The following is a 22,190-nucleotide window of genomic DNA, read 5'->3' as shown; positions in this document are numbered from 1 at the left end:
TGAGCTACCCCCCGAAATTCGGACAGTGACGTAAGCTACGATTTGCAGTCTGCTGATCTTCGACGAGAAGGAGATCAGAGATGTCGAAACGCAAGCAGCACGCGCCCGAGTTCAAGGCGAAGGTCGCGCTGGAGGCCCTGAAGGGTGAGGAGACCGCGGCCGAGCTGGCGAGCCGGTTCGGGGTGCATCCGACGATGATCCATCAATGGAAACGGGCATTGCTCGAAGGCGCATCAGGCGTGTTCGAACGCGGGGGCCGCAAGAAGCCCGAGATTGACGAGGACCAGGTGAAGGAGCTCCACGCTAAGATCGGGGAGCTGGCGGTGGCCAACTCTTTTTTGGAAAGAAAGCTGAAGCCTTGGGGCGGGAAGTGAGGCGCGGCATGATTGAGCCTGACCATCCCCAGCTGTCCATCGGTCAGCAGTGCAAGCTGCTGTCGATCGCGCGCTCGTCCTATTACTACGAGCCGAAGGGAGAGACCGAACAGAACCTCGGCCTGATGCGGCAGATCGACGAGCAGTTCCTGGAGACGCCGTTCTTCGGTGTCCGCCAGATGACCTGGCACCTGCGCAATGACGGGCATCTCGTGAACGAGAAGCGGATACGCCGGCTAATGCGCCTCATGGGGCTGATGCCGATTTACCAGAAGCCCAACACGAGCAGGCCGGCGAAAGGACACAAGACCTATCCCTACCTGCTGAGAGGGCTGCGCGTGGATCGTCCGAACCAGGTCTGGTGCTCGGACATCACCTACCTGCCCATGCGGCGCGGGTTCCTATACCTTGTGGCGATCATGGACTGGCACACGCGCAAGGTTCTGTCCTGGCGGATCTCGAACACCCTGGAGGCCGACTTCTGCGTCGAAGCGCTGAACGAGGCCATCCACAAGTTCGGCCCGCCCGAGATCATGAACACGGATCAGGGCAGCCAGTTCACGTCCTTCGCCTGGACCGACCGGCTGCGACGGTCAGCTGTCCGTATCTCGATGGACGGCAAGGGCCGGTTCCTCGACAACATCTTTGTCGAACGCCTGTGGCGGTCGCTGAAATACGAATGCGTCTACCTGCATGCCTGGGAGACCGGATCAGAGACGAAAGCGGCCATCCGGAAATGGATGACCTTCTACAACCACCAGCGTCCTCACTCAGCCCTCGGCGGCAAGCCACCGGCGCTGGTCTATTGGCAGAGACATGATATCAACCAACCCGATCAGCAGGTGCAAAGAGTAGCTTAATTTACGCCAGATCCTGTCCAACAGATGGGGAGTAGCTCACTTCAAGCCGCACCCTGCGCTGAATTGCACGCAACAGGACCTGCAAATGCCGACGGTCGGCGGTTAGCGACTTCCTTTGAGCTTCAGTCGGTGCCGACGCCAGGATCTCATTTGCAGCGGGCGACCAAAGTGGTGGCAGAAGCTCGTCGGGAAAGGGATCCAGACTAACGACAGTCGCTATTACTATCGGACCGATATCCCGTGCTGGATGCCCTTCTGGAAACCGCACGCTCGTCTGGACAACTGGCTTCGTGAGTCCAAATTGTTCCATGACGCCGGTCGAGTAACCGTGAACCAAAGCGTCATGCAAATCGCCCCCGTGATCGAGAAAATGCAGTGGGCGAGCGGATTTCGAACCCTCGGCGGATCGCTCGCCATCATCAGTGAAAACGCCCTTGCGCGGAGGAGCGGTAATTGCTGAACGCCGGTAAATGAAAGGTACATGCCCCGTCATCCAGTTGTCCCGAGACGCTCCCGGCAGCAAGAATGGGCTGTCACCTGCACGCCCTCTCTCGCCAACTCCGTGGTACCAGATTGTCTGGAAGCCGTATCCGTCCTCTTTGTCGACACGACCTCCCACATCGAAATCGGTCGAACTCGAGATTGCCCTGAGCCATGCGCCTATCGCGCGCTCTTCCTTGCGTATCGGCGTATCATTTGGACGCGCTCGATCATTCATCATTGCGGGAGCTGGGCACGGCTGCTCATGCCAACTTTCGTATTCTGCCGACGCCCGCCTCAGTGTGAAGGGATCATCTGACGCAAAGCGAGTTTGCAGACCTGTCCCCTTACCAGCGAGCGGTGATACGCCACGAGTTATTTGGCGTTTGATTGCAGCTTGGCCTAGTGAAGCTTGAACCTCAGTCAACTCGGACGGAGATAATGGAGGAAGAGGTGAATCGAAAACTCCAAGGGCCGAAACCAGGTCGGCAATTGCTGCTTCTTGCGAACCTTCAAGCAGAATCCGCCAAATCGCGATTGTACGCTTGGCCCCCTTTCTATCACCTGCAGAGCTGAGCCGGTCGACCCGACCGATCAACTGATCAATACTATCCACTTCCCGCGGCAGAGGGCGCTGTTGCACAAATCAGCTGATGAGCGCAGTTCCCCTTTCCCCGGACACACTTATCCCAGNTCGGCGGCAAGCCACCGGCGCTGGTCTATTGGCAGAGACATGATATCAACCAACCCGATCAGCAGGTGCAAAGAGTAGCTTAATTTACGCCAGATCCTGTCCAACAGATGGGGAGTAGCTCAGAGTGACCGATGACGAATGTGAAGGGCAGCGCGTAAAATCGCACCGCATTGTAAAAGTACCAAAGACTTAGGCGGTTTGCTGAGCGCGTAGGATAGCGCCAACTGAGATCATAACCTTGCGCGCGACATGGCACGGCTGGATTTTCCTAAGATCCGGCAGCTTGCGGCCTACAGCGGAACCTCCGCCCGTGGAGTAGGAAGGCCCATTCTCGGACCTCAGCAGCGCTCGGCTGCCAGTCCTGCCGCCCGAAAGCTCTGATTGTTACAGAGAATGACTTGGCCCAAGGAATAAGTATCGTCTTTTCTTTATGCCGACAATCTCATCCAGCCTTTCAATAAGTGTGTCGGTCTTCTCGGCGTGTTCAAGGAATTGTCGTCGGCGGAAAGAATCAGCAATCTTTGGAGGTTTCCCATGAAAAAAGATCCTATCCTTTGAGTATATTTGAGTAATGTCGTTAATCCAGTCGACAATCCAAGGAGCAACTCTGAAAGACGCACAATTGGGAGTGGATCGCATTGACATTGGAGTGCAGAAATAAACGCACAGATGCGGGGTCAAGGGAAGTAAAGTTCTGCCGTTGATCCTATTGGCTACCAAACCGCTTGTGAGCCAGTCTAAACTTCCATCGCCAAAGATGAACTTCTTTAACGGTGAGTGCATCAGCACAAAATACTGGTTCGAGATTAGCCCCTTCTGACAGAGCTTCTTGGCGATCTGGTAGTTTTGGGCCATGTTGGCTTTTCCAATTTCCTCATCGGGAGGTAGGCCAATCATCTTAGGGTATCCCTCATACCGAGAACGGTTTCCAGGGCTGCGGATCAGCAAAGAATGCATAAGCAAAAGCAAGTTTCGGTGAAGCTCCTCTTCTAAATGATAGAACTTGCACATATCACGAAGTGATCTGTTCTTTTTTCCAAGCATCTTGATGAGAGTGAAAAATTCTTTTGGCGTTCTTCCGAACGGCTTCATTTCTTGAAGAGCGGGAATGATCTTATGGACCTCGTTGTCTATGTCAAACTCACCTTCAAAATTGCTTTCCCAAACAGTGCCGCGAAAGATGGTGTGGCCATGAATTTTGAAGCCAATCTTTCTGTTAACGGATCGCTTCTTTCCAATCTTTCCGTTCGGTTCGATCCATGAAACATCTCCAGCTCTGTCTGCCCAGTAACTTTGTAGGCCAACGGGCCACCAGTGATGGTTTTTCGAATTTTTACCACGTGCCATACTTGGACCCCCACTCTTCGGGGCAGCATAAAGGAGAACTGATTTTTATCTCAAGGCAGAAGCGGGGTGGTTGCCCTCACCTTCCGCCGTTGATGGGCACAGATTCCAGCCACAGCGAACTCCCGTCTTCGGCCCCTGATGTCGATCGGCCCAGGGCCATATCTGTTGCTCTTAGCAACCCTTGATGCCGAAGTCAGTTTTTCTAAGCGACACATTGGCAACCAGGTTCAGCATTTTAATCGGGCTGGCGCCTGCACCAACCATCAGGGTCTCAGTCCGAAGAGTTGTTTTTCACTGGTTTTGCGATGTCGCTGCTGTGCGTCAAGCGCTATCCAGAGAAACGCTCCTTATGGTCGCTCGCGCGTCCATAACCTGCGGTGACTTCGTGACTTTCTGTTCTTCTCATAAGCCGTAATAATCCAACAGAAAAAGCTAAACAAAGCGCGGAAATTTCACGGGATGAAATTAAAGCAGTTAGGCAGTATCGCAAAGTTTTTTTGAAAAATCCCTTCGTCTTTATCCCTTTAAGCCAATCTTCTTTTTAGAAGAAACGGGCGCAGAGCAAGCTTAACCGAAAGGACGAAAGAAGACACCTCTTACTGCTTTTTTCGCACGTTCTGAACGACGCGGGAAATAGCTACGAGGAGCGAGCATGACCCTCCGAAAAACCCTGACACCACCGGAACGAAATCCGGCTTTTTTCAATCAGGAGGCAACATGTATCACGACAAACTCATCTCAAACGGCACAATTGTAGAGTGCCGAAATTCGGAAGTCTCGCTGCGGACTTTTTTTGCAGAACACGAGGACGCGCTTGGTCATGCCGCAGTACTTCTCGGCGGTCGGCGTGGCGCTCGGCTCATGAATGCGATCAGGAATGCGTTCGCCGAACAGTGGTCAATCGCACGCAGCTTGCGCCAAAACCTGATGGATCTGCGGTCCCTGCTTTTCCTCGAACACGCTTATGACGAAAACTGGAGTGACGACGCGTGTTTCGCCCTGCTCGAACCGGATGATCCAATTGTCCCGGAGATCTGCCTGCTGGCCGATACTTTCAACGAAGCGTTGTTGAACGCAGGGCTGATCGAGGTCGATGAAGACCTCCTGGTGTGAACGACTGCCTGCACTCCCGAGGATGCGCGGGAGTGCAGGTGACCGACACATTCGAGAAAATTTTTCCGAGAAGCAATTTTCTCCTTCGTAATTTTCCACATTGGCCAATCTCATTAGTACAGACCCAAAAGGGCATCCACTGCCCTCAACCACAGGAACCGATCATCACCCGAAACACCTCCCCCGAACGATCGAATATGACGCCGCAGAATGGCACCCCAATCAATGATCGTTTCTTACAATCTGGAGGTTTTCTATGCTTATCAATACCAACTTTAACGCAGCCCAGGCGGCATATGACAGAATTGCGGACACCGAGTTGCACTTTCGTCGCCATGGGGCTTCGCTCAGCGTACTGCTTGATGTTTTCGGCGCATCTGCGGGAGGCGATGCTTTCTGTGAGCTTCATGGATTTTTGAGTTCACAACAGCCTGACCCTGACAAAATTTATGCTGCACTTCAGCAGATCAAAAAAGCATTGTCTAACCAGTCGGCAAAAGCCGCCGACATTGCATCCCGTGAGCGGGGGTTTGATGCTGACGCTGCATTGCGTTGGCACGGGGCACGGATCAGCGAACTTCTGGGGCGGTTCAACAATGCTGTGTGATCCAGAGCAAGGCTTCCAAGTGACGCAAACGCGTTGTCGGGGTTTCGACCCCGGCGACGGCAGGCTTGAACAGGATATTTGCGACATTTCGATGTGGCTTGTTGAAAAGTATCGGGTGCCGTTCGTGCACCTTTGGATAGATAAACACCACTTTCAGCACGACTACCAAATCGCCTGCGTTGCGGTGATGGTCTGGGAAAAACACCTGGACCACCTGACAGCGGCTGCCCGTCATGCCTTCTTAGCCTTGGACTACGAGATCCGCGACACCGGTGCAGACGTCTACGCGTTGCAATGCTGTGAAGGAAATCACTCTCGGCATGATGCGTTGCGAGCGTTCTCACGCATTGAAGCTAAGAGGGGGGTTAGAGGTTGTTCAAGCGCCCTGGACAGCATGGAAATCGAAAACGAAGAGAATTTCAAAAAATCTGAAAAATTTACTTCGTAAAATCGAAAAACGGCCAAGCTATTGAAATGAAACAATAAAACTAAAAAATCAACTTGACCAAGTAAAAGTGACCCATTACGTTTCTCTCAACAGCAGAAAGATGGTGGGAACAATCTCACCGCGAAACAAAGCGATTAAAAACAATCGCCCTCGGGGCTAAGCCCCTAAATAATTTGAGTGCCTATCGGCGCTCAGAATGAAGTGAGGAATGCTGCATATGTTTTTGCAACACCTGGACAAAATACAGGCGTCGACACCCAGTCTGAAAAACGATGTTCATCTTGGGGGCGGCAAGGAGTTTGCCAAAAGATCTCAGAGAGTGAATATAGATATTAAAAAGTATCAAGATATGATTGATCACCCAGGCATGTCCGCCGACGAAAGGCACCAGATCGTCGATGCGCTTTGGTCGATGATGGTCATGTTTGTGGACTTGGGTTTCAACCTGCAGGACGCCTCGTCCGATTAATCCACCAAACCCAAAATAGCTCTCTGTTGAGGGCAAGTAAAACGAGCTGCCGAAGGCCACGACAGCTTTACCTAAAACTTATCGAAATCAATTCGTTGGCCGGAATTGCCTATCTATAAATTTAGCTTGGAAATAGGAAAACCAATGAACACTTCGAAAATCAATGAAATGGCTGGAACCAAAGCGCTTATTTACTGCCGTGTTTCGTCAGTGAAACAGCGCACGGAGGGGTCTGGGCTGGAGAGCCAAGAACAGCGTTGCCGCGCTTATGCTGAAGAACGCGGCTATGATGTCGTTAAAGTCTATCCTGATGACACAACGGGTGGTGGGGATTTCATGAAGCGGCCGGGAATGCGTGCTGCCTTGTCGTACTTGGAACGCCAAACCGGTGAACCACACGTTATTATTTTCGGTGATCTGAAGCGGTTTGCTCGCGATACGGTTTTTCACTGGAAGCTGCGTGAAACTTTCGCATCATATGGGGCCGTAGTTGAATGCCTTAACTACCGGTTCGAGGACACTCCCGAGGGCAAGTTCGTTGAAACCGTTTTTGCTGCGCAAGGGCAGCTTGAGCGGGAACAAAATGGTCGCCAGGTGCGGCAGAAGATGCAGGCTCGAGTCGAGAGCGGTTATTGGGTTTTCAATCCGCCAGTCGGCTATAGATACGTCCCTGCACAGACCGGTGGGGGCAAAGTCCTCATCCCAGATCAGCCCATAGCTTCCAGTATCGCAAAGGCGTTGGAGGGGTTTGCAAGTGGGCGCCTCGCATCCCAGGCTGAGGTTCAGCGTTTTCTTGAGAAGGATCCGTATTTTCCAAAAGACCGGCCTGACAGTAGCATTCGTCCGATGACCGTCACTCGCTTGCTGAGAAAAAGCATTTACGCAGGGTATGTGGAGGCGCCGAAATGGGAGGTGAGTGTTCGGAAAGGTCAGCACGAGGGGTTGATTAGTTTCGAAACACATCAGAAGATTTTGGATATTTTGGACGGGGGTAAGCGTAACGCAGTTCGCAAGGATTATGACGAAGATTTTCCGCTTCGCGGGTTCGTGCTGTGTGACGTCTGCGGTCGGAAAATGACGGCGGCGTGGTCAAAAGGCTGCCGTCGTCATTACCCTTACTACACTTGTAAGACGCGTGGCTGTCCGGAAAAAGGAAAATCTATCCGTCGTGCCGACGTGGAAGGTGGCTTCCATGAAATTCTCAAGCGCATGGAGCCTTCCAGTGAGTTGGCTGGAGTCGCAACCGCAATGATTTCGGATGCCTGGGCGACGAGGCTCTCTGAAGCTGAGGAGGCTAAGAAAGAGCTGGTTCGTCAGATGAAGGCGATTGAAAAGCAAATTGAAACTCTGTTGGAGCGCGTCGTTGATGCCTCCAGTTCGGTATTGGTCAAGGCCTACGAGGAACGTATCACCAAACTGGAACGTGAGAAGCTTGTTTTGGTCGAGAGAGGTGAAAATTGGGCACCGCCGAAGGGCAAATGCGAAGAGTGTATCGAACTCGCCCTGAATTTCCTCTCAAGCCCTTGTAAGATATATGAAAATGGGGGTCATGCTGAGCGCAGTCTTGTTGCCAAACTCGCTTTCGCCAAGCCTGTTCGTTACAGTCGAAAAGAGGGGTATCGAACTCCGGAAATTTCTTTTCCCTTCAAGGTCTTGAGGGATGTATCCGACGGGCATGGAGAAATGGTGCACCTGAGAGGATTCGAACCTCTGGCCTCTGCCTTCGGAGGGCAGCGCTCTATCCAGCTGAGCTACAGGTGCCTGTGGGGGGCGTATAGGACAAAGACTCCGACACCGCAATCGCAAAAATCCGCATCCCGACACTTGCCTTGGGCATTCATGGGGGTGGCGCGCGTTTGGCCCGCGCGCCCCGCCTCTTTGCCCCGGTCAGCCGGTTGATCGACCCGCCGCACAAGTCCGCGCCGCGTCAGGATCGTGGCCCAGGCCCCCTGATACCCGTCAGGCCGGTTTGACCGCTGTCGCCAGCATCGTCATCTCGGGGATCAAGACATCCACCTCGATCCCGGCGAACCCGGCCGTTTCCAACGCGCTGCGCAACCAGCCCTCGTCCAGAGACCGGGCGCGCGGTGTAAAGGCGGTGTGCTGCAATTGCCAAAGCGCGGCAAGTTTCGGCCCGCTGCGGTCAGCGCGCACGACAAAATCATGTAACAGGAACTGCCCGCCGGGGCGAAGATGGTCGCGGGCGCGAGTCAGCAGCCCATCATGCGCCTCGCCCGGCACGCCCGAGAACAGATAAGACATCAAGACCACGTCCTGATCCCCCGGCCAGTCGGTCTCCAATGCGTTGCCCTCGACAAAGGAAATGCGGTCCGACAGCCCGACCCGCGCGACATAGTCCCGCCCCAGCGTCGCGACATTGGGGAAATCGACGATGGTCGCGCTCAGATTCGGGAACGCCTCGCACAGGGTGATGGCAAAGGCGCCAGTGCCGCCACCGACGTCCAGCAAATGCCGCGCATTGCTCAGATCGACCTTGCGCGCAAGCTGGCGTGCCGGCCCGAGCGACCCGGAATGCTGGCTGGCGGAATAGAGCCGGGCCTCGTCAGGGTCCGAGAACCATTCGGCATAGGAGGCCGTCGCGTCGTCGGGCAGCTTGTCCTGCAGCGCATCGTCGATCTGGTCCAGCAGCCCGTACATCTGTTGACCGACCTGAAGCCGCAGATAATCGCCAAAGTCGTATTTCGCCCCTTTCACCAGAAAGCTCTCGGCAGCGGGAGAGTTTCTGAATTTTCCGTCCTCGCTCTCGACCAGCCCCATCCCCGCAAGCGCGGTCAGCAGGGTCTCGGAGCGGGCCTCGTCCAGCGGGCCGCAATGGGCCAATTGCGCACAACTCAGCGGACCATCTGCGAGATGGGTGAACACCCCTGCCCCCAATGCGGCAAACAACGCCTTGGACCCCATGAATCCGAATGCGATTTCAGAGATCTGGTCAGCTTCGGTGAGTACGGTCATGCGGTTTCCCCGGTCGGTTGCGTTGGCCCCAGCCTAACCGCAAAGATCGGAAATAACCATTCGCGACACCGGATGTCGCATTTAGAATACACGCCTGCCTAAAGTTTACTCAGGCGAAAAGCTCATGCGCCAGTTCCAGCGCCTCGACCAGAACGTCCACTTCGGCCTTGGTATTGTACAATCCGAACGACGCCCGACAAGTCGCCGTCACGCCCAGATGATCCATCAAGGGCCCGGCGCAATGGTGACCCGCGCGCACCGCGACCCCCTTCTTGTCAAGGATGGTCGAGATATCATGCGCATGTGCCGCCCCTTCCAGCGTAAAGCTGAAGATCGCCGCCTTGCCGGGCGCATGGCCCTGCACCTGCAACCAGTTGAGCCCGGCGAACCGCTGTTGCGCATAATCGCGCAGACCGGCCTCATGCGCCGCGATATTCTCCATGCCAAGGTCCATCATATAGTCCAGCGCCACACCCAGACCGATGATCTGCACGATCCCGGGGGTGCCCGCCTCGAACTTCATGGGGGGATCATTATAGATCACGGTCTCTTTCGAGACCTCCTTGATCATGTCGCCGCCGCCCAGAAAGGGGCGCATCTCGGCCATGCGGTCGGATTTGATATAGATCGCGCCAGACCCCGACGGGCCATACAGCTTGTGCCCGGTGATGGCGTAGAAATCGCAGCCGATATCGGTCACGTCCACCGGCATATGCACCGCGCCCTGACTGCCATCGACCAAGACCGGAACACCTTTGGCATGGGCGCCCTCGGTGATCGCCTTCACGTCCACCACGGTGCCCAGCACATTTGACGTCTGGGTTACGGCCACGAGTTTCGTGCGCGGGCCGATCGCGTCGATCACCTCCTGCGGGTCAAGCGAGCCGTCGGGGGCGGTATCCACCCATTTCAGCACCACCCCTTGCCGTTCGCGCAGGAAATGCCACGGCACGATATTGGCGTGATGCTCCATCACGCTCAACACGATCTCGTCGCCCGCCTGCATGCGCGGCATGGCCCAGCCATAGGCGACCAGATTGATGCCCTCGGTGGTGCCCGAGTTGAAAACGATCTCGTCCGCGCTGGGGGCATTAAGGAACCGGGCGATGGTGGCGCGCACGGCTTCGTATTTGTCCGTCGCCAGATTCGACAGGAAATGCAGCCCGCGATGCACATTGGCGTATTCCATGGAATAGGCCTGCGTCACGGCGTCGATCACCACCTGCGGCTTTTGCGCCGAGGCCCCGTTGTCGAGATAGGTCAACGGTTTGCCGTTCACCTCGCGCGCAAGGATCGGGAAGTCGGCCCGGATCTTTTCGACATCATACATGAGTTGCGCCCCCAAAGAATACACCCCCGAACACGGCCAGCAGAACAGACAGGGCAATTGCCATCATCACGATCGACAGGATCATCGTGCCGCCTGCCCGCGCCAGCGACGTGAAACGGTGCGCCTGAGCAATGAAATGCAGCGTGATATAAAGCCCCAGCACCGTGGCCGCCAGCACCAGAACCATCGCCAGAAGCGGGACCGCCAGCGACAGAACCAGCGTCGCAGTTTGTACCAGAATGCGCAGCACCTGCAGCCACAGCACAACGGCAGCCACATCGCCTAATGTGCCCTTGCCGCCCAGAACCCGACCGGCCCAATAGATCATGATCACGGTCAGGATCAGACCGCCCGTCACCATCGCCAGATAGATAAAGGGCGATTGAAACAGCAGCGGGAGCCCCGCCGGCGCGGGCATCAGCAGTTCAGAAAGCGAGAAGAACACCGTATTGGCAACCGCCGCCAGCGCCAGCCCGGTCCAAAGCACCTCACGCGAGAGATGCATCGCGATCAGGCGCCGGGCCAGCCCGGCCGGATCCCTGACCGACATCACGATCATTTCACCCCAAAGCGCCTTGTTCATGCTGCCGTCCTCTCCGCCTGCCTCAGTCCTGCAATCCAGAACCACAGGAAGGCGACCAAACACAAGAGGCCAACACCATCCAACGCCGGGCCCTCACCGAGAAACCCCGCAACCAACCCGTGAAACAAAAGCAGCGGAGACGAGGCCAGCAGCGCCCAGAACAGCGCCAGCCGCGCCCCGTACCAATCGCCCTTGCCGCCAAGCGCGCGCGCGAACAGATGCGTCAGCGCCGCGATGCCATAAAATAGCAGCGGCGCGATGATCACCCAGGCCAGCAGGCTGGCCCCCAGCAACATGTTGAGCTCCTGCCCGGTCAGATGCGCCTCTCGAGCCAACCGTGGCAGTTGCGCGACAAAGACCATCGCGCAGCCCGCCATCAGGATGGCCAGCGCACGATCTTCACGCTGCCCTATCCCCAGCAGACGCCGCAGCACTTTTCCCGGCCCCCAATAGGTGGCGACGATGTCCCTGATGACAGCCATCAGCGCCGCCGGGTCAGCCAGCCGCGCAGCCGCTCCAGCAGATCCTCGGACAGGGTCTTGTCCTCGATCTCATCCAGGGCCTCGGCAAGGAAGGCCTGCGTCAAAAGATCGGTCGCCTCGCCCTTGGGAACCCCGCGCGAGCGCAGATAGAACAGCCCCTCTTCGTCGATCGCGCCACTGGTGGAGCCGTGCGAACAGGCCACATCATCGGCATAGATCTCAAGCTCGGGCTTGGCGAGAAACTGGCTGTCGTCATCCAGCATCAGCGATTGGCTGATCTGATAGCCATCGGTCTTTTGTGCCCCCGGCTTGACCAGAATCTTGCCCTGAAACACCCCCACCGCGCCATTGCGCAGCACCTTCTTGAACACCTGACGGCTTTCGCAATTCTGCGCGTCATGGGTGATGAAAACGGTGTCGTCATGGTGGAAATCACCGTCTCCGACGCAGGCGCCGGCGACATGGGCGATCGCATTGTCACCGGTCAGCTCCACCACCTGTTCGTTGCGGGTCAACACCCCGTTCACGGTCAACGTGAAGGATTTATAGACCGACCCTTCCCCCATACGGGTGAACATATGCGTAGCGGCCCGGCGTTCGTGATCACGCCCCTGCGCCCGCACATGGTGCAATGTGCCACCATCGGCGATGTCGATCTCGGTTACCTTGTTCAAGCGCGCCGCCGCTGGGCCGTTTTCCAGAATCGTCGCCACGGCGCCGGGGTCCACCCGGATCACATGGTGCAACAGCACGTCCGAGGTTTCGTTTTCATGCCGGTAGATCAGGCTGATCGGCTTGGCCGGTTTGCCGGTGACATGGATCGCGACCCCGTCGGTGGCAAAGGCGGTGCTAAGCGCGGCGAGCGGGCGCGCCACCGGGGTCTGACCACGGGCCTCCAACACGCCAAAGATGTCCTTGGTCCAGTGGATGTCCTTGCCGCAGATATCGGCGATTCGGTCGATCTGAACACCCTCCAGCGTCAGATCGTCAGACGCCTCCGGATCGAACACGCCATCGACGAACACGATCTTGAGCCGGTCAATGGCGTCGAAGATCGGCGTCTCGTCCAGCACACCGACCGAGGCCGGGATCGGATCGGGCTGGATCAACGCATCGGGGCGGGTGAATTTCCAGTATTCGTCGCGCCGTTGCGGCAGGCCCATGGCGCGCAGACGCGCCAGCGCCTCTTGCCGAGCCGGGGCCAGACAGCCGCCTTCGGGCAGGGTCAACCGGGCCAGTCGGGCCTCGGTCGGGTCCTGTTTCAAGTCAGGCAGAGCCATCACGCCACCTCGTTCAGGATATCTGCGTAGCCGTTGGTTTCAACCTCCAGCGCCAGTTCAGGGCCGCCGGTCTTGATGATGCGTCCCGCCGCCATGATGTGAACCACATCGGGTTTGATGTGATCCAGCAGCCGTTGGTAGTGGGTGATTACAAGGAAACCACGCCCCTCGTCGCGCAGCGCGTTGACACCGTCGGCCACCAGTTTCATCGCATCCACGTCAAGGCCGCTGTCGGTCTCGTCGAGAATGCACATCTTGGGCTCCAGCATCGCCATCTGCAGGATCTCGTTGCGTTTCTTTTCGCCGCCAGAGAACCCCACGTTAACGGGGCGCTTGAGCATGTCGGCGTCGATCTTGAGCGCCTTGGCACGTTCACGCACCAGCTTGAGGAAATCCGTGGCGCTCATCTCGTCCTCGCCGCGGGCCTTGCGCTGGGCGTTCACCGCCGTTCGCAAAAAGGTCATGTTGCCCACACCCGGAATTTCCACCGGGTATTGGAAGGCCAAGAACAGGCCGGCAGCGGCACGCGCCTCGGGTTCCATATCAAGCAGGCTGACGCCGTTCAGCGTGGCGCTGCCCTCGGTCACCTCATAGCCCTCGCGGCCCGCCAGAACATAGCTGAGCGTCGATTTCCCAGACCCGTTAGGGCCCATGATCGCATGCACTTTGCCCGGCTCGACGGTCAGGTCGACACCTTTGAGGATCTGCTTATCCTCTTCTTTAAGTTGCACGTGCAGGTTCTTGATTTCCAACATCTCTTACCTCTTTCTCGTCTCTGTCACCGGGCTGGTCGCCACGGGAAATTTCATCATTTTCCGGCCCGTCCGCACTGGCGGCGCGACCTCGGGCGGCGGCCTTACTCAGTCCAGCACCACGGCGGTGCCAGACGCACTGACCATCAGCATGTTGTTGATCACCTCGTAATCCAGATCGACCCCGACCACGGCATTGCCGCCAAGCGCGACGGCCCGCTCTTCCATCTCTGCCAAGGCGGTCGCGCGGGCGCGGCCCAGTTCTTTCTCATAGGCGCCAGAGCGGCCGCCGATAATATCGGTGATCCCGGCGAACAGGTCACGGATCACATTCGCCCCCAAGATCGCCTCGCCCACGACGATGCCTTTGTAGTCGGATATCTTGCGGCCCTCGACCGAGGGGGTGGTGGTAACGATCATGGCTGATCACTCCGGATTACTTGAAATAACAACGAATTATTCCGGTTTCTTCACCCAAGCTGGCAAGACATCGACAAAGCCTTTGGCCACGTCCGGGGCGATCACGCCGCGATCTGACAGCCGGTCAAGGCAGAACAGTGTGAGATCAAAGCTGGAAAACACCCCGGCCGAGGCTATAGCGAGCTGTTTGAGCTGCTCATCGCTCCACTCCTGCGGCACCTCGGGGTTGCGGATATAGACCGCGTCGCCGTCGATCAGCTGGTTGCGCACCACCTTCCGTTTGAGCCGCTCGCCCTGCGAATTCGGGATCATGGTGGGTTTCGAGAACATCAGTTTGTGCAGAACAAAGCCCTGATCGTGCAGTTCCACGTCAAGCTTGCCCCACAGCGGTTCGCCCTCGTACATCCGGTAAAACCGCACCTCGGGGATCACACAGACCGCTTGCGACAGCTTTTCCCGCGCGTTGCTGATCACGTCCAGCTCGCCGCCCTGGATGTCGATCTTCAGCAGGTCAGGCGGCGGCAGGTCATCCAGATCGTCCAGCGCGACCAAATCAATCTCGGCGGTTTCGACATCGTCGCGATGCCAGCCGGGATGACCAAGAAACGCCACCGACTCCTTGCTGACCGGATAGAGCGAGCCGAGCCCGTTCTGCGGGTGATTGTAAAAGGTGCCCTTGCCCGGCGCGCCGACCGCCTTGTTGATGTAATGCGCCCCGGGGCGCGGGTTGGCCTCCAGCTCGGCAAAGGCTTTTTCCTCGGGCTCGAACCCCCAGACCTCGCAACCGCCCATGTCCAGCAGGGCGTCGTAGTCGGGCGTATTGATCGGGTTGGCGCCGACATCAACAATCCGCAAGGGGCGCTCTGGCGTCAGCGCGGACCGCAGAAAGGCCACCCGCTGTCGCAGCAGGCGACGGACGCGGGGGGCCGTGCCGACCTCGGGTGCGCCGTCCGCGCTCATCCCACCGATCCTTCAAGCGAGATGGCGACAAGCTGCTGCGCCTCCATGGCGAATTCCATCGGCAGCGCCTGCAGCACGTCCTTGCAGAACCCGTTGACCACCAGTGCCACGGATTCCTCTTCGTCCATCCCGCGCGAGCGGCAATAGAACAGCTGGTCCTCGTCCACCTTTGAGGTGGTCGCCTCGTGCTCGACCCGCGAGGAGTTGTTCTTGACCTCGATATAGGGAACCGTGTGCGCCCCGCATTTGTCGCCGATCAGCAGGCTGTCGCATTGGGTATAGTTGCGGCTATTCTTGGCCTTGGGATGCATCGAAACCAGACCGCGATAGGTGTTCTGCGCGTGACCGGCACTGATCCCCTTGGACACGATGCGCGATCGGGTGTTCTTGCCCAGATGAACCATCTTGGTGCCGGTATCGGCCTGTTGCATGTTGTTGGTGATGGCGATCGAATAGAATTCGCCTTGGCTTTCATCCCCGCGCAGGATGCAGGACGGGTATTTCCAAGTCACGGCGGAGCCAGTTTCGACCTGGGTCCACATCACCTTGGCGCGGTCACCACGACAATCGGCGCGTTTGGTGACAAAGTTATAGATGCCGCCCTTGCCCTGTTCATCACCGGGATACCAGTTCTGAACGGTGGAGTATTTCACCTCGGCATCTTCTTCGATGATGATCTCGACCACCGCCGCATGCAGTTGCGCCTTGTCCCGCTGCGGCGCGGTGCAGCCTTCGAGATAAGACACAAACGAGCCTTTGTCGGCGATGATCAGGGTGCGTTCGAACTGGCCGGTGTTTTCCGCGTTGATGCGGAAATAGGTCGACAGTTCCATCGGGCAGCGCACGCCGGGCGGCACATACACAAAGGATCCATCCGAAAACACCGCGCTGTTCAACGTGGCATAGAAATTGTCCGAGACCGGCACGACCGAGCCAAGGTATTTCTTGACCAGTTCCGGGTGTTCCTTGATCGCCTCGGAGATCGAGCAGAAGATCACGCCAGCCCGTTTCAATTCGGCCTGAAACGTGGTGCCGACCGAAACGGAATCGAACACCGCATCGACGGCCACCTTGCGGCCCTCGGCGGGCGCCGATTCGGCGCCCTCGACTCCGGCAAGAATCATCTGTTCCTTCAGTGGAATGCCCAGTTTCGCATAGGTCGCCAGCAGCTTGGGATCGACATCATCCAGCGATTTCGGCTTTACTTCCATGCTCTTGGGGCGAGCATAGTAATACTGGTCCTGAAAATCGATCTCGGGATAGTCGATCATCGCCCAGTCGGGCTCTTTCATCTTCAGCCAGCGGGCATAGGCTTGCAGACGCCACTGTGTCATCCACTCCGGCTCGCCATTGTTGCTCGAGATCAGCCGCACGATGTCCTCGGTCAGCCCCTTGGGGGCATAGTCCATCTCAATATCGGTTTCCCAGCCGTATTTATAGGCCCCGCCCACTTCGCGCACGGCATCGACGGTGTCCTGATCGACGCCTTCTTTCACTTGTGTCTGGTCCTCAACGGCCATCGGTATCACTCCTGAACTCACGCCGCTTTGGCGCGGTGCTTCTTTTCTTTTTCCAACCACGCTTCAGCAAAGCGCAGCGCATCCTCTTCGGTCACATCCGGCCCCAGCGACACACGGATCGCGCTGGCGGCCATGACCTCGTCATATCCCATCGACGTCAGCACCCGGCTGGCGCGAACCTTGCCGCTGGAACAGGCGCTGCCCGCGCTGATCGCAAATCCGGCAAGATCCATCTGCATCACCTGGGTCTCCCCCTTCCAGCCCGGCGTCACCAAGCAAGAGGTGTTCGGCAGGCGCGGCATATCTTTCCCGACAAAAATAGTCTGTTTGGCGGAACCCGCAATAGATGATTCTAGAATATCTCTAACTTCTGCGACCCGATCCCAGACTCCGCCGGCCAGATCCCGCGCGGCGGCCTCGGCGGCGGCGCCGAAACCAGCGATTCCGATCACGTTCTCGGTGCCAGAACGGCGACCCATCTCTTGCCCGCCGCCGCGAATCCGGGCGGCCAGATCGGTGCCGCGCCGCAGCACCAGCGCGCCGATTCCCTTGGGCCCGCCCAGCTTATGCGCCGAGATCAGCGCCATCTGCGCGCCGCACCAGTTGAAAGCCACCGGCAGCTTGCCAAAGACCTGCGTGGCATCCGTGACTGCCAACCCCTCGGGCAGATCTTGCACGATCCCGGTCTCGGAATTGGCCATCTGCAGGACAGACTGCGCGGGATCGGTAACCTGCACCCTGCCCGTCTGATCCACCTCAAGATCCTCGGTGATCCAGGCGCGCACCGCGTCGTGCTCGACCCCGCTGCCATGCAGATCGCGCCCCTCGCAGGCCAGTGCCGCCGCCTCGGTCGCGCCTGAGGTAAACACTACATCTGCCCCTTCGGCGCCAAAGGCCGCCGCCACCTGCGCGCGGGCGCGTTCGATCAAAGCCTTGGCCGCCCGCCCCTCGGCGTGGACACTGGAAGGGTTGCCCGCGACATCCATCGCCGCGATCATCGCCGCCCGCGCCTCGGGGCGCAGGGGGGTCGTGGCGTTGTGATCCAGATAGACCCGACCGCCAGCGCGTCGCATAGCCCCGGTCATTCCGAATCGACCTCATCATCGGCCAGAACATCGATCGCGGAATCGTCCACGATATCGATCACGGAAAAGATCGTCGGCACCGCCGGGCAAGGCGCCAGTTCGTTTTCCACCACGTCCGACAGTCGGGTCTGGTGCAGGAACACATAGACATGCGCGCTCAGCCCTTCCCACAGACGGTTGGTCAGCGATTGCGCCCGACTGCCGGACGATCCGCCCGAAGCCCCGGCCCCCTTGTGCATGGCGTCCACCGTCTCATCCACGGCGGACAGAACATCGACAATGCGAATTTCAGAGGTGGGGCGCGCCAGACGATAGCCGCCGCCGGGGCCGCGCACCGAGGCGACCAGTTTGGCGCGGCGCAATTTGACGAAGAGTTGTTCGAGATAGGGAAGAGAAATCTTCTGACGTTGAGAGATCTCTCCAAGGGTGACCAGCGCCCCCTCGGGTTGGAGCGCGATATCGGCCAGCGCGACCATCGCATAGCGCCCCTTTGTCGAAAGCTTCATTTTTTCTGGTCTCCAGACAAGCTTTTGCGCGAGATTCTTGACGTAGCGCCGATCAATGCGTATCTCCGCTTGACACCGAAAGTGCCGAGCCAGGCGCAATTAGAAACGTTCTAAGGTGCCTTAGCGATTTTGTCAAGATTATCCAAGGCCCCTTCCGACCAATAAATAGGACTTGTAAGCCATATGCCCGAGGTGATTTTCGCCGGACCTGAAGGCCGCCTGGAAGGCCGCTATCACCCGCAAAAGGAAAAGGACGCGCCGATCGCGATCGTTTTGCATCCGCACCCGCAATTCGGGGGCACGATGAACAACAAGGTCGTCTATAATCTGCACTATGCGTTCTACAACATGGGCTTCACCGTTCTGCGGTTCAATTTCCGCGGCGTCGGTCGCAGCCAAGGCGAATACGACCAAGGCGTGGGCGAGCTGTCTGATGCCGCCTCGGCGCTGGATTACCTGCAGTCGATGAACAACAACTCCAAGCATTGCTGGGTTGCGGGTTTCTCGTTCGGCGCGTGGATCGGCATGCAACTGCTGATGCGCCGCCCCGAGATCACCGGATTCATCAGCGTATCGCCGCCGGCAAATATGTACGATTTCTCGTTCCTTGCCCCCTGCCCGTCTTCGGGATTGATCATCAACGGCAAATCCGACCGCGTCGCGCCGCCCGCCGATACCACAGCGCTGGTCAACAAGCTGCACGAGCAAAAGGGCATCACCATCACCCATGAAGAGGTCGAGGGCGCGGATCACTTCTTCCAGGGGCCGCATATGGACACGTTGCTGGACACCACGACCGAGTATGTGAAGCGGCGGCTGACGGAAAGCACCCGCTGATGTCTGCGAGCACGCTGGACCATTTGGCCGACAAGCTTGCCGAAGACACGCTGGCGGCGATGGACAAGACCGGGGAAGAACGGCTGTATACCGAGGTTGGGGAGGCGCTGGGCGCGTCTTCGCAATCGCTGGAAGAGGCATTTCTGACGGCGGTGCGTATTCGTCTGGCCGAGCGCAACGCGCGCCGGTTCCTGCAACGCCGGTTGGCCGAGTTGTCGGCAAGCGGAAAGCCGGGCGCATGACCGCCCGGCTCGACGCCCAGATCGGGTTCCTGAAAGAGGCGGACAAGCTCAAATCCGTGCTGCGTGCCTCGCGTCTGGTGTCGGGCGCGCGGCGGGAAAACTCGGCCGAGCATAGCTGGCATATCATGCTGCACGCGCTGGTTCTGGCCGATCAGGCCGGACCAGAGGTGCAGGTCGACCGCGTTCTTCGGATGCTTTTGCTGCATGACATCGTCGAGATCGACGCCGGAGATGCGCCGATCCACGGCAACCCCGATCACGAAGAGATGGCCCGGAAAGAGGCCGCAGCCGCCCGGCGGCTGTTCGGCCTGCTGCCCGGCGATCAGGCCGAGTCCTTTCGCACCTTGTGGGAGGAATTCGAGGCCGCGCAGACTCCGGATGCGAAATTCGCCAAGGCGATCGACCGGTTTCAGGTCCCGGTCATCAATCTTGAAAACGGCGGCGGCACCTGGGACGAATACGAGGTCACGCTGGACCAGCTTGATACCCGCGTTGGCGTTCCGATCCGGCGCGGCGCCCCCGGCCTGTGGGACTGGCTGCTCCCCAAACTTACCGCGTTCTTTGCCCGTCGGGATGGCACAGCCTGAGCTTGCCTATCTGGGCTTGACCGCCTGTATTTTCAGCGGGTCGCAGCCGGCCCGTGCCCTTGGCTGCAACCTTGGCTGCGACAAATCAGTATACATCGGTACACAACCTTTCGTCGCCTTTTGAATTGGAGTAAGCCGCGCCCGACTCCTCCTCCGCAACACAGGGACCGCAGCCATGACCAAGATCAAGGTGGACAACCCGATCGTCGAAATCGACGGCGACGAAATGACCCGGATCATCTGGGATTTCATCAAGCAAAAGCTGATCCTGCCCTATCTGGATCTCGACCTGCTTTATTATGATCTGAGCATTCAGGAACGCGACCGCACGGATGACACCATCACCGTGGACGCCGCCATGAAGATCAAAGAGGTCGGCGTCGGCGTCAAATGCGCCACCATCACCCCGGACGAGGCCCGGGTCGAGGAATTCGGCCTCAAGCGGATGTATCCCAGCCCCAACGGCACCATCCGCAACATTCTGGGCGGCGTGGTGTTCCGCGCCCCTATCATCTGCAAGAACGTGCCGCGTCTGGTGCCGGGCTGGACCAAGCCCATCGTGGTCGGCCGCCATGCCTTTGGCGATCAGTACAAAGCGACTGATTTCCGCTTTCCCGGTGCCGGCAAGATCACCCTGAAATTCGAAGGCGAAGACGGCACCGTGATCGAAAGGGACGTCTATGACGCCCCCTCCGCCGGGGTGACCATGGCGATGTACAACCTCGACGCGTCGATCATCGACTTTGCCCGCGCCTCGCTGAATTACGGGCTCAACTTGGGCTGGCCGGTCTATCTGTCGACCAAGAACACCATTCTGAAAGCCTATGACGGCCGCTTCAAGGATCTGTTCCAGCAGGTCTTTGAAGAAGAGTTCGCCGACGCCTTCAAGGCAAAGGGCATCTGGTACGAACACCGGCTGATCGACGATATGGTCGCCAGTTCCTTGAAATGGTCGGGCGGTTTTGTCTGGGCCTGCAAAAACTATGACGGCGACGTACAGTCCGACACCGTGGCGCAGGGGTTTGGCAGCCTTGGCATGATGGCCTCGCAACTGATGACCCCGGATGGCCAGATCGTCGAGGCCGAGGCGGCGCATGGCACCGTCACCCGGCATTATCGCCAGCATCAGGCCGGCAAGGCGACCTCTACCAATTCCATCGCCTCGATCTTTGCCTGGACCGGCGGGCTCAAGCACCGGGCCAAGCTGGACGATAACGCCGCATTGCAAAGCTTTGCCGAGACGCTGGAACGGGTGGTGATCGAAACCGTCGAATCCGGCTCGATGACCAAGGATCTGGCGCTGCTGGTGGGGCCGGATCAGAAATGGCTGACCACCATAGGGTTCCTTGAAAAGGTCGACGAAAACCTGAACGCGGCGCTTACGCGCTGACGCGGTAATTTTCGGGCGGAGGGGGCTTTTCCTTTCCGTCCGGTTTCTCTATGCGAGCGCCATGTTAGTCCCGCATAATATGAGCGAAGCGCTGAACCCCTGGGCCGGGGAGCGGATGGTCTTTATCCACACCCCGAAATGCGGCGGGAGCTTCGTCTCCTCGGCCTTTGGTCTGCGGTACAAATGGTGCCCGACCATGCGCTGGCGCGAGGCCTCCGGGCACCTGACCTATCGTCAGTACAAGAAAATCTTTGCCGACCGCGGCAGAAACCTGGACGACAATATTCTGTTCACGGTGATCCGGAACCCGTGGGATTGGCACGTGTCCTGGTATCACTATGTTGGTCGCGACACTGGCGGGCGCCACTCCGGGATGCCGTTGGAGCATGAGCAGATCAAGGATCTGAGCTTTTCCGACTATATCAAATGGCTCGACGACGAGGATCCGCTGCGCTCCTGCGATGATTACATGCGCCGCCAGATCAGCGACTGGATCCTGGACGACAGGGGCAAGATCGCGGTCTCGGACATTCTGCGGCAGGAAAACCTGCACGCGGATCTTGAAGGTCTGCGCGACCGCTATGGGCTGCGTCTGAACATTCCGCCCGAGGGCGCGCGCATCAATGCCTCGCACCCCAATGAGGATTATCGTCGGTTCTACAACGATGTGGATTCTGAGCGAATCGCGCGCCGCCACGCCCGCGACATCGCGCTGTTCGACTACAGCTTCGATTGACCGCTGCGCGTCCCCCGTGGGGGCGCCGCGACCGGCTTTCAACCGAGGGCCGAATACTTCCCGGCGGAACAATCGGGATTGCCTCCCGAGCCCTAGATCGTGCAGACCTGTGGGA

General features: G+C 58.2%; 23 protein-coding genes, 1 tRNA gene and 1 pseudogene. 11 read left to right on the top strand and 14 right to left on the bottom strand.

Annotated features, from left to right (window positions below):
• Positions 1–80: 80 nt before the first annotated feature.
• Positions 81–1,234 (top strand): IS3 family transposase gene (locus E1B25_RS17965; protein WP_245510757.1). Its coding sequence is split into 2 segments (ribosomal slippage): positions 81–333 and positions 333–1,234, totalling 1,155 coding nucleotides; the frame shifts between segments, so codons are not numbered across the junction.
• Between the two features lies 1 nt (position 1,235).
• On the opposite strand, the gene E1B25_RS17960 is transcribed toward E1B25_RS17965, so the two are convergent.
• On the bottom strand, positions 1,236–2,330 hold the full coding sequence (locus E1B25_RS17960; RefSeq protein ID WP_132830974.1) for a hypothetical protein: 1,095 nt from the start codon (positions 2,328–2,330) through the stop codon (positions 1,236–1,238).
• Between the two features lie 462 nt (positions 2,331–2,792).
• Positions 2,793–3,755: a hypothetical protein gene (locus tag E1B25_RS17955; RefSeq protein WP_132830973.1), complete on the bottom strand. Its 963-nt coding sequence runs from the start codon at positions 3,753–3,755 to the stop codon at positions 2,793–2,795.
• Between the two features lie 717 nt (positions 3,756–4,472).
• On the opposite strand from E1B25_RS17955, the gene E1B25_RS17950 reads away from it, so the two are divergent.
• The 5 genes and pseudogenes from E1B25_RS17950 to E1B25_RS22600 all read left to right on the top strand — a co-directional run.
• Positions 4,473–4,868: a hypothetical protein gene (locus tag E1B25_RS17950; protein WP_132830972.1), complete on the top strand. Its 396-nt coding sequence runs from the start codon at positions 4,473–4,475 to the stop codon at positions 4,866–4,868.
• A 256-nt stretch (positions 4,869–5,124) separates the two neighbouring features.
• A complete protein-coding gene (locus E1B25_RS17945) occupies positions 5,125–5,475 on the top strand; it encodes a hypothetical protein (RefSeq protein ID WP_132830971.1) in 351 nt (116 codons plus the stop codon).
• Positions 5,402–5,923, top strand: coding sequence for a hypothetical protein (locus E1B25_RS17940; protein WP_165937665.1), 522 nt, complete (start codon positions 5,402–5,404; stop codon positions 5,921–5,923). The genes E1B25_RS17945 and E1B25_RS17940 overlap by 74 nt, the downstream gene beginning before the upstream one ends.
• Before the next feature lie 208 nt (positions 5,924–6,131).
• Positions 6,132–6,392 carry a hypothetical protein gene (locus tag E1B25_RS17935; protein WP_132830969.1) on the top strand — a complete coding sequence of 87 codons (261 nt, stop codon included), beginning with the start codon at positions 6,132–6,134 and terminating at the stop codon, positions 6,390–6,392.
• A gap of 144 nt (positions 6,393–6,536) precedes the next feature.
• Positions 6,537–7,562, top strand: a pseudogene (locus E1B25_RS22600) (recombinase family protein); the annotation flags it as partial.
• Positions 7,563–8,076: 514 nt separating this feature from the next.
• On the opposite strand, the gene E1B25_RS17925 reads toward E1B25_RS22600, so the two are convergent.
• From E1B25_RS17925 to E1B25_RS17870, 12 genes are all read right to left on the bottom strand, one after another.
• Positions 8,077–8,153 (bottom strand) — tRNA-Arg (locus E1B25_RS17925).
• Between the two features lie 198 nt (positions 8,154–8,351).
• Positions 8,352–9,365 carry a methyltransferase gene (locus E1B25_RS17920; protein WP_132830968.1) on the bottom strand — a complete coding sequence of 338 codons (1,014 nt, stop codon included), beginning with the start codon at positions 9,363–9,365 and terminating at the stop codon, positions 8,352–8,354.
• A gap of 109 nt (positions 9,366–9,474) precedes the next feature.
• Entirely contained in the window at positions 9,475–10,695 is a 1,221-nt protein-coding gene (locus E1B25_RS17915; protein ID WP_132830967.1) for a cysteine desulfurase, read from the bottom strand.
• A complete protein-coding gene (locus E1B25_RS17910; RefSeq protein ID WP_132830966.1) occupies positions 10,688–11,278 on the bottom strand; it encodes a Yip1 family protein in 591 nt (196 codons plus the stop codon). Before E1B25_RS17910 ends, E1B25_RS17915 begins: the two co-directional genes overlap by 8 nt.
• On the bottom strand, positions 11,275–11,760 hold the full coding sequence (locus E1B25_RS17905; RefSeq protein ID WP_132830965.1) for a YIP1 family protein: 486 nt from the start codon (positions 11,758–11,760) through the stop codon (positions 11,275–11,277). Before E1B25_RS17905 ends, E1B25_RS17910 begins: the two co-directional genes overlap by 4 nt.
• Positions 11,760–13,040 carry a Fe-S cluster assembly protein SufD gene (gene sufD / locus E1B25_RS17900; protein ID WP_132830964.1) on the bottom strand — a complete coding sequence of 427 codons (1,281 nt, stop codon included), beginning with the start codon at positions 13,038–13,040 and terminating at the stop codon, positions 11,760–11,762. The genes E1B25_RS17905 and sufD overlap by 1 nt, the downstream gene beginning before the upstream one ends.
• Entirely contained in the window at positions 13,040–13,795 is a 756-nt protein-coding gene (gene sufC, locus E1B25_RS17895; protein WP_132830963.1) for a Fe-S cluster assembly ATPase SufC, read from the bottom strand. Before sufC ends, sufD begins: the two co-directional genes overlap by 1 nt.
• 105 nt (positions 13,796–13,900) lie before the next feature.
• Positions 13,901–14,212 (bottom strand): heavy metal-binding domain-containing protein, encoded by a 312-nt coding sequence (locus E1B25_RS17890; RefSeq protein ID WP_132830962.1) that lies wholly within the window; start codon positions 14,210–14,212, stop codon positions 13,901–13,903.
• 36 nt (positions 14,213–14,248) lie between these two features.
• Positions 14,249–15,172 (bottom strand): FkbM family methyltransferase, encoded by a 924-nt coding sequence (locus tag E1B25_RS17885; protein ID WP_132830961.1) that lies wholly within the window; start codon positions 15,170–15,172, stop codon positions 14,249–14,251.
• Positions 15,169–16,692: a Fe-S cluster assembly protein SufB gene (sufB, locus tag E1B25_RS17880; protein ID WP_132830960.1), complete on the bottom strand. Its 1,524-nt coding sequence runs from the start codon at positions 16,690–16,692 to the stop codon at positions 15,169–15,171. The genes E1B25_RS17885 and sufB overlap by 4 nt, the downstream gene beginning before the upstream one ends.
• A gap of 17 nt (positions 16,693–16,709) precedes the next feature.
• Positions 16,710–17,777, bottom strand: coding sequence for a cysteine desulfurase family protein (locus tag E1B25_RS17875; protein ID WP_245510756.1), 1,068 nt, complete (start codon positions 17,775–17,777; stop codon positions 16,710–16,712).
• Positions 17,774–18,283 carry an Rrf2 family transcriptional regulator gene (locus E1B25_RS17870; RefSeq protein WP_132830959.1) on the bottom strand — a complete coding sequence of 170 codons (510 nt, stop codon included), beginning with the start codon at positions 18,281–18,283 and terminating at the stop codon, positions 17,774–17,776. Before E1B25_RS17870 ends, E1B25_RS17875 begins: the two co-directional genes overlap by 4 nt.
• 183 nt (positions 18,284–18,466) lie before the next feature.
• Between E1B25_RS17870 and E1B25_RS17865 the strand changes: the two genes are divergently transcribed.
• From E1B25_RS17865 to E1B25_RS17845, 5 genes are all read left to right on the top strand, one after another.
• Complete coding sequence (locus E1B25_RS17865; protein WP_132830958.1) at positions 18,467–19,120, top strand: alpha/beta hydrolase; 654 nt, start codon at positions 18,467–18,469, stop codon at positions 19,118–19,120.
• Positions 19,120–19,362, top strand: coding sequence for a hypothetical protein (locus E1B25_RS17860; RefSeq protein WP_132830957.1), 243 nt, complete (start codon positions 19,120–19,122; stop codon positions 19,360–19,362). The genes E1B25_RS17865 and E1B25_RS17860 overlap by 1 nt, the downstream gene beginning before the upstream one ends.
• The gene (locus E1B25_RS17855) at positions 19,359–19,949 is read left to right on the top strand and encodes an HD domain-containing protein (RefSeq protein ID WP_132830956.1); all 591 of its coding nucleotides are present in this window, start codon (positions 19,359–19,361) and stop codon (positions 19,947–19,949) included. Before E1B25_RS17860 ends, E1B25_RS17855 begins: the two co-directional genes overlap by 4 nt.
• Positions 19,950–20,124: 175 nt before the next feature.
• A complete protein-coding gene (locus tag E1B25_RS17850) occupies positions 20,125–21,339 on the top strand; it encodes an NADP-dependent isocitrate dehydrogenase (RefSeq protein WP_132830955.1) in 1,215 nt (404 codons plus the stop codon).
• Between the two features lie 79 nt (positions 21,340–21,418).
• Complete coding sequence (locus tag E1B25_RS17845; protein ID WP_165937664.1) at positions 21,419–22,075, top strand: sulfotransferase family 2 domain-containing protein; 657 nt, start codon at positions 21,419–21,421, stop codon at positions 22,073–22,075.
• Positions 22,076–22,190 lie beyond the last annotated feature (115 nt).

The organism is Antarcticimicrobium sediminis (assembly GCF_004348975.1).
Classification (GTDB): domain Bacteria; phylum Pseudomonadota; class Alphaproteobacteria; order Rhodobacterales; family Rhodobacteraceae; genus Antarcticimicrobium; species Antarcticimicrobium sediminis.
This window is presented reverse-complemented; position numbering and strand designations above follow the sequence as displayed.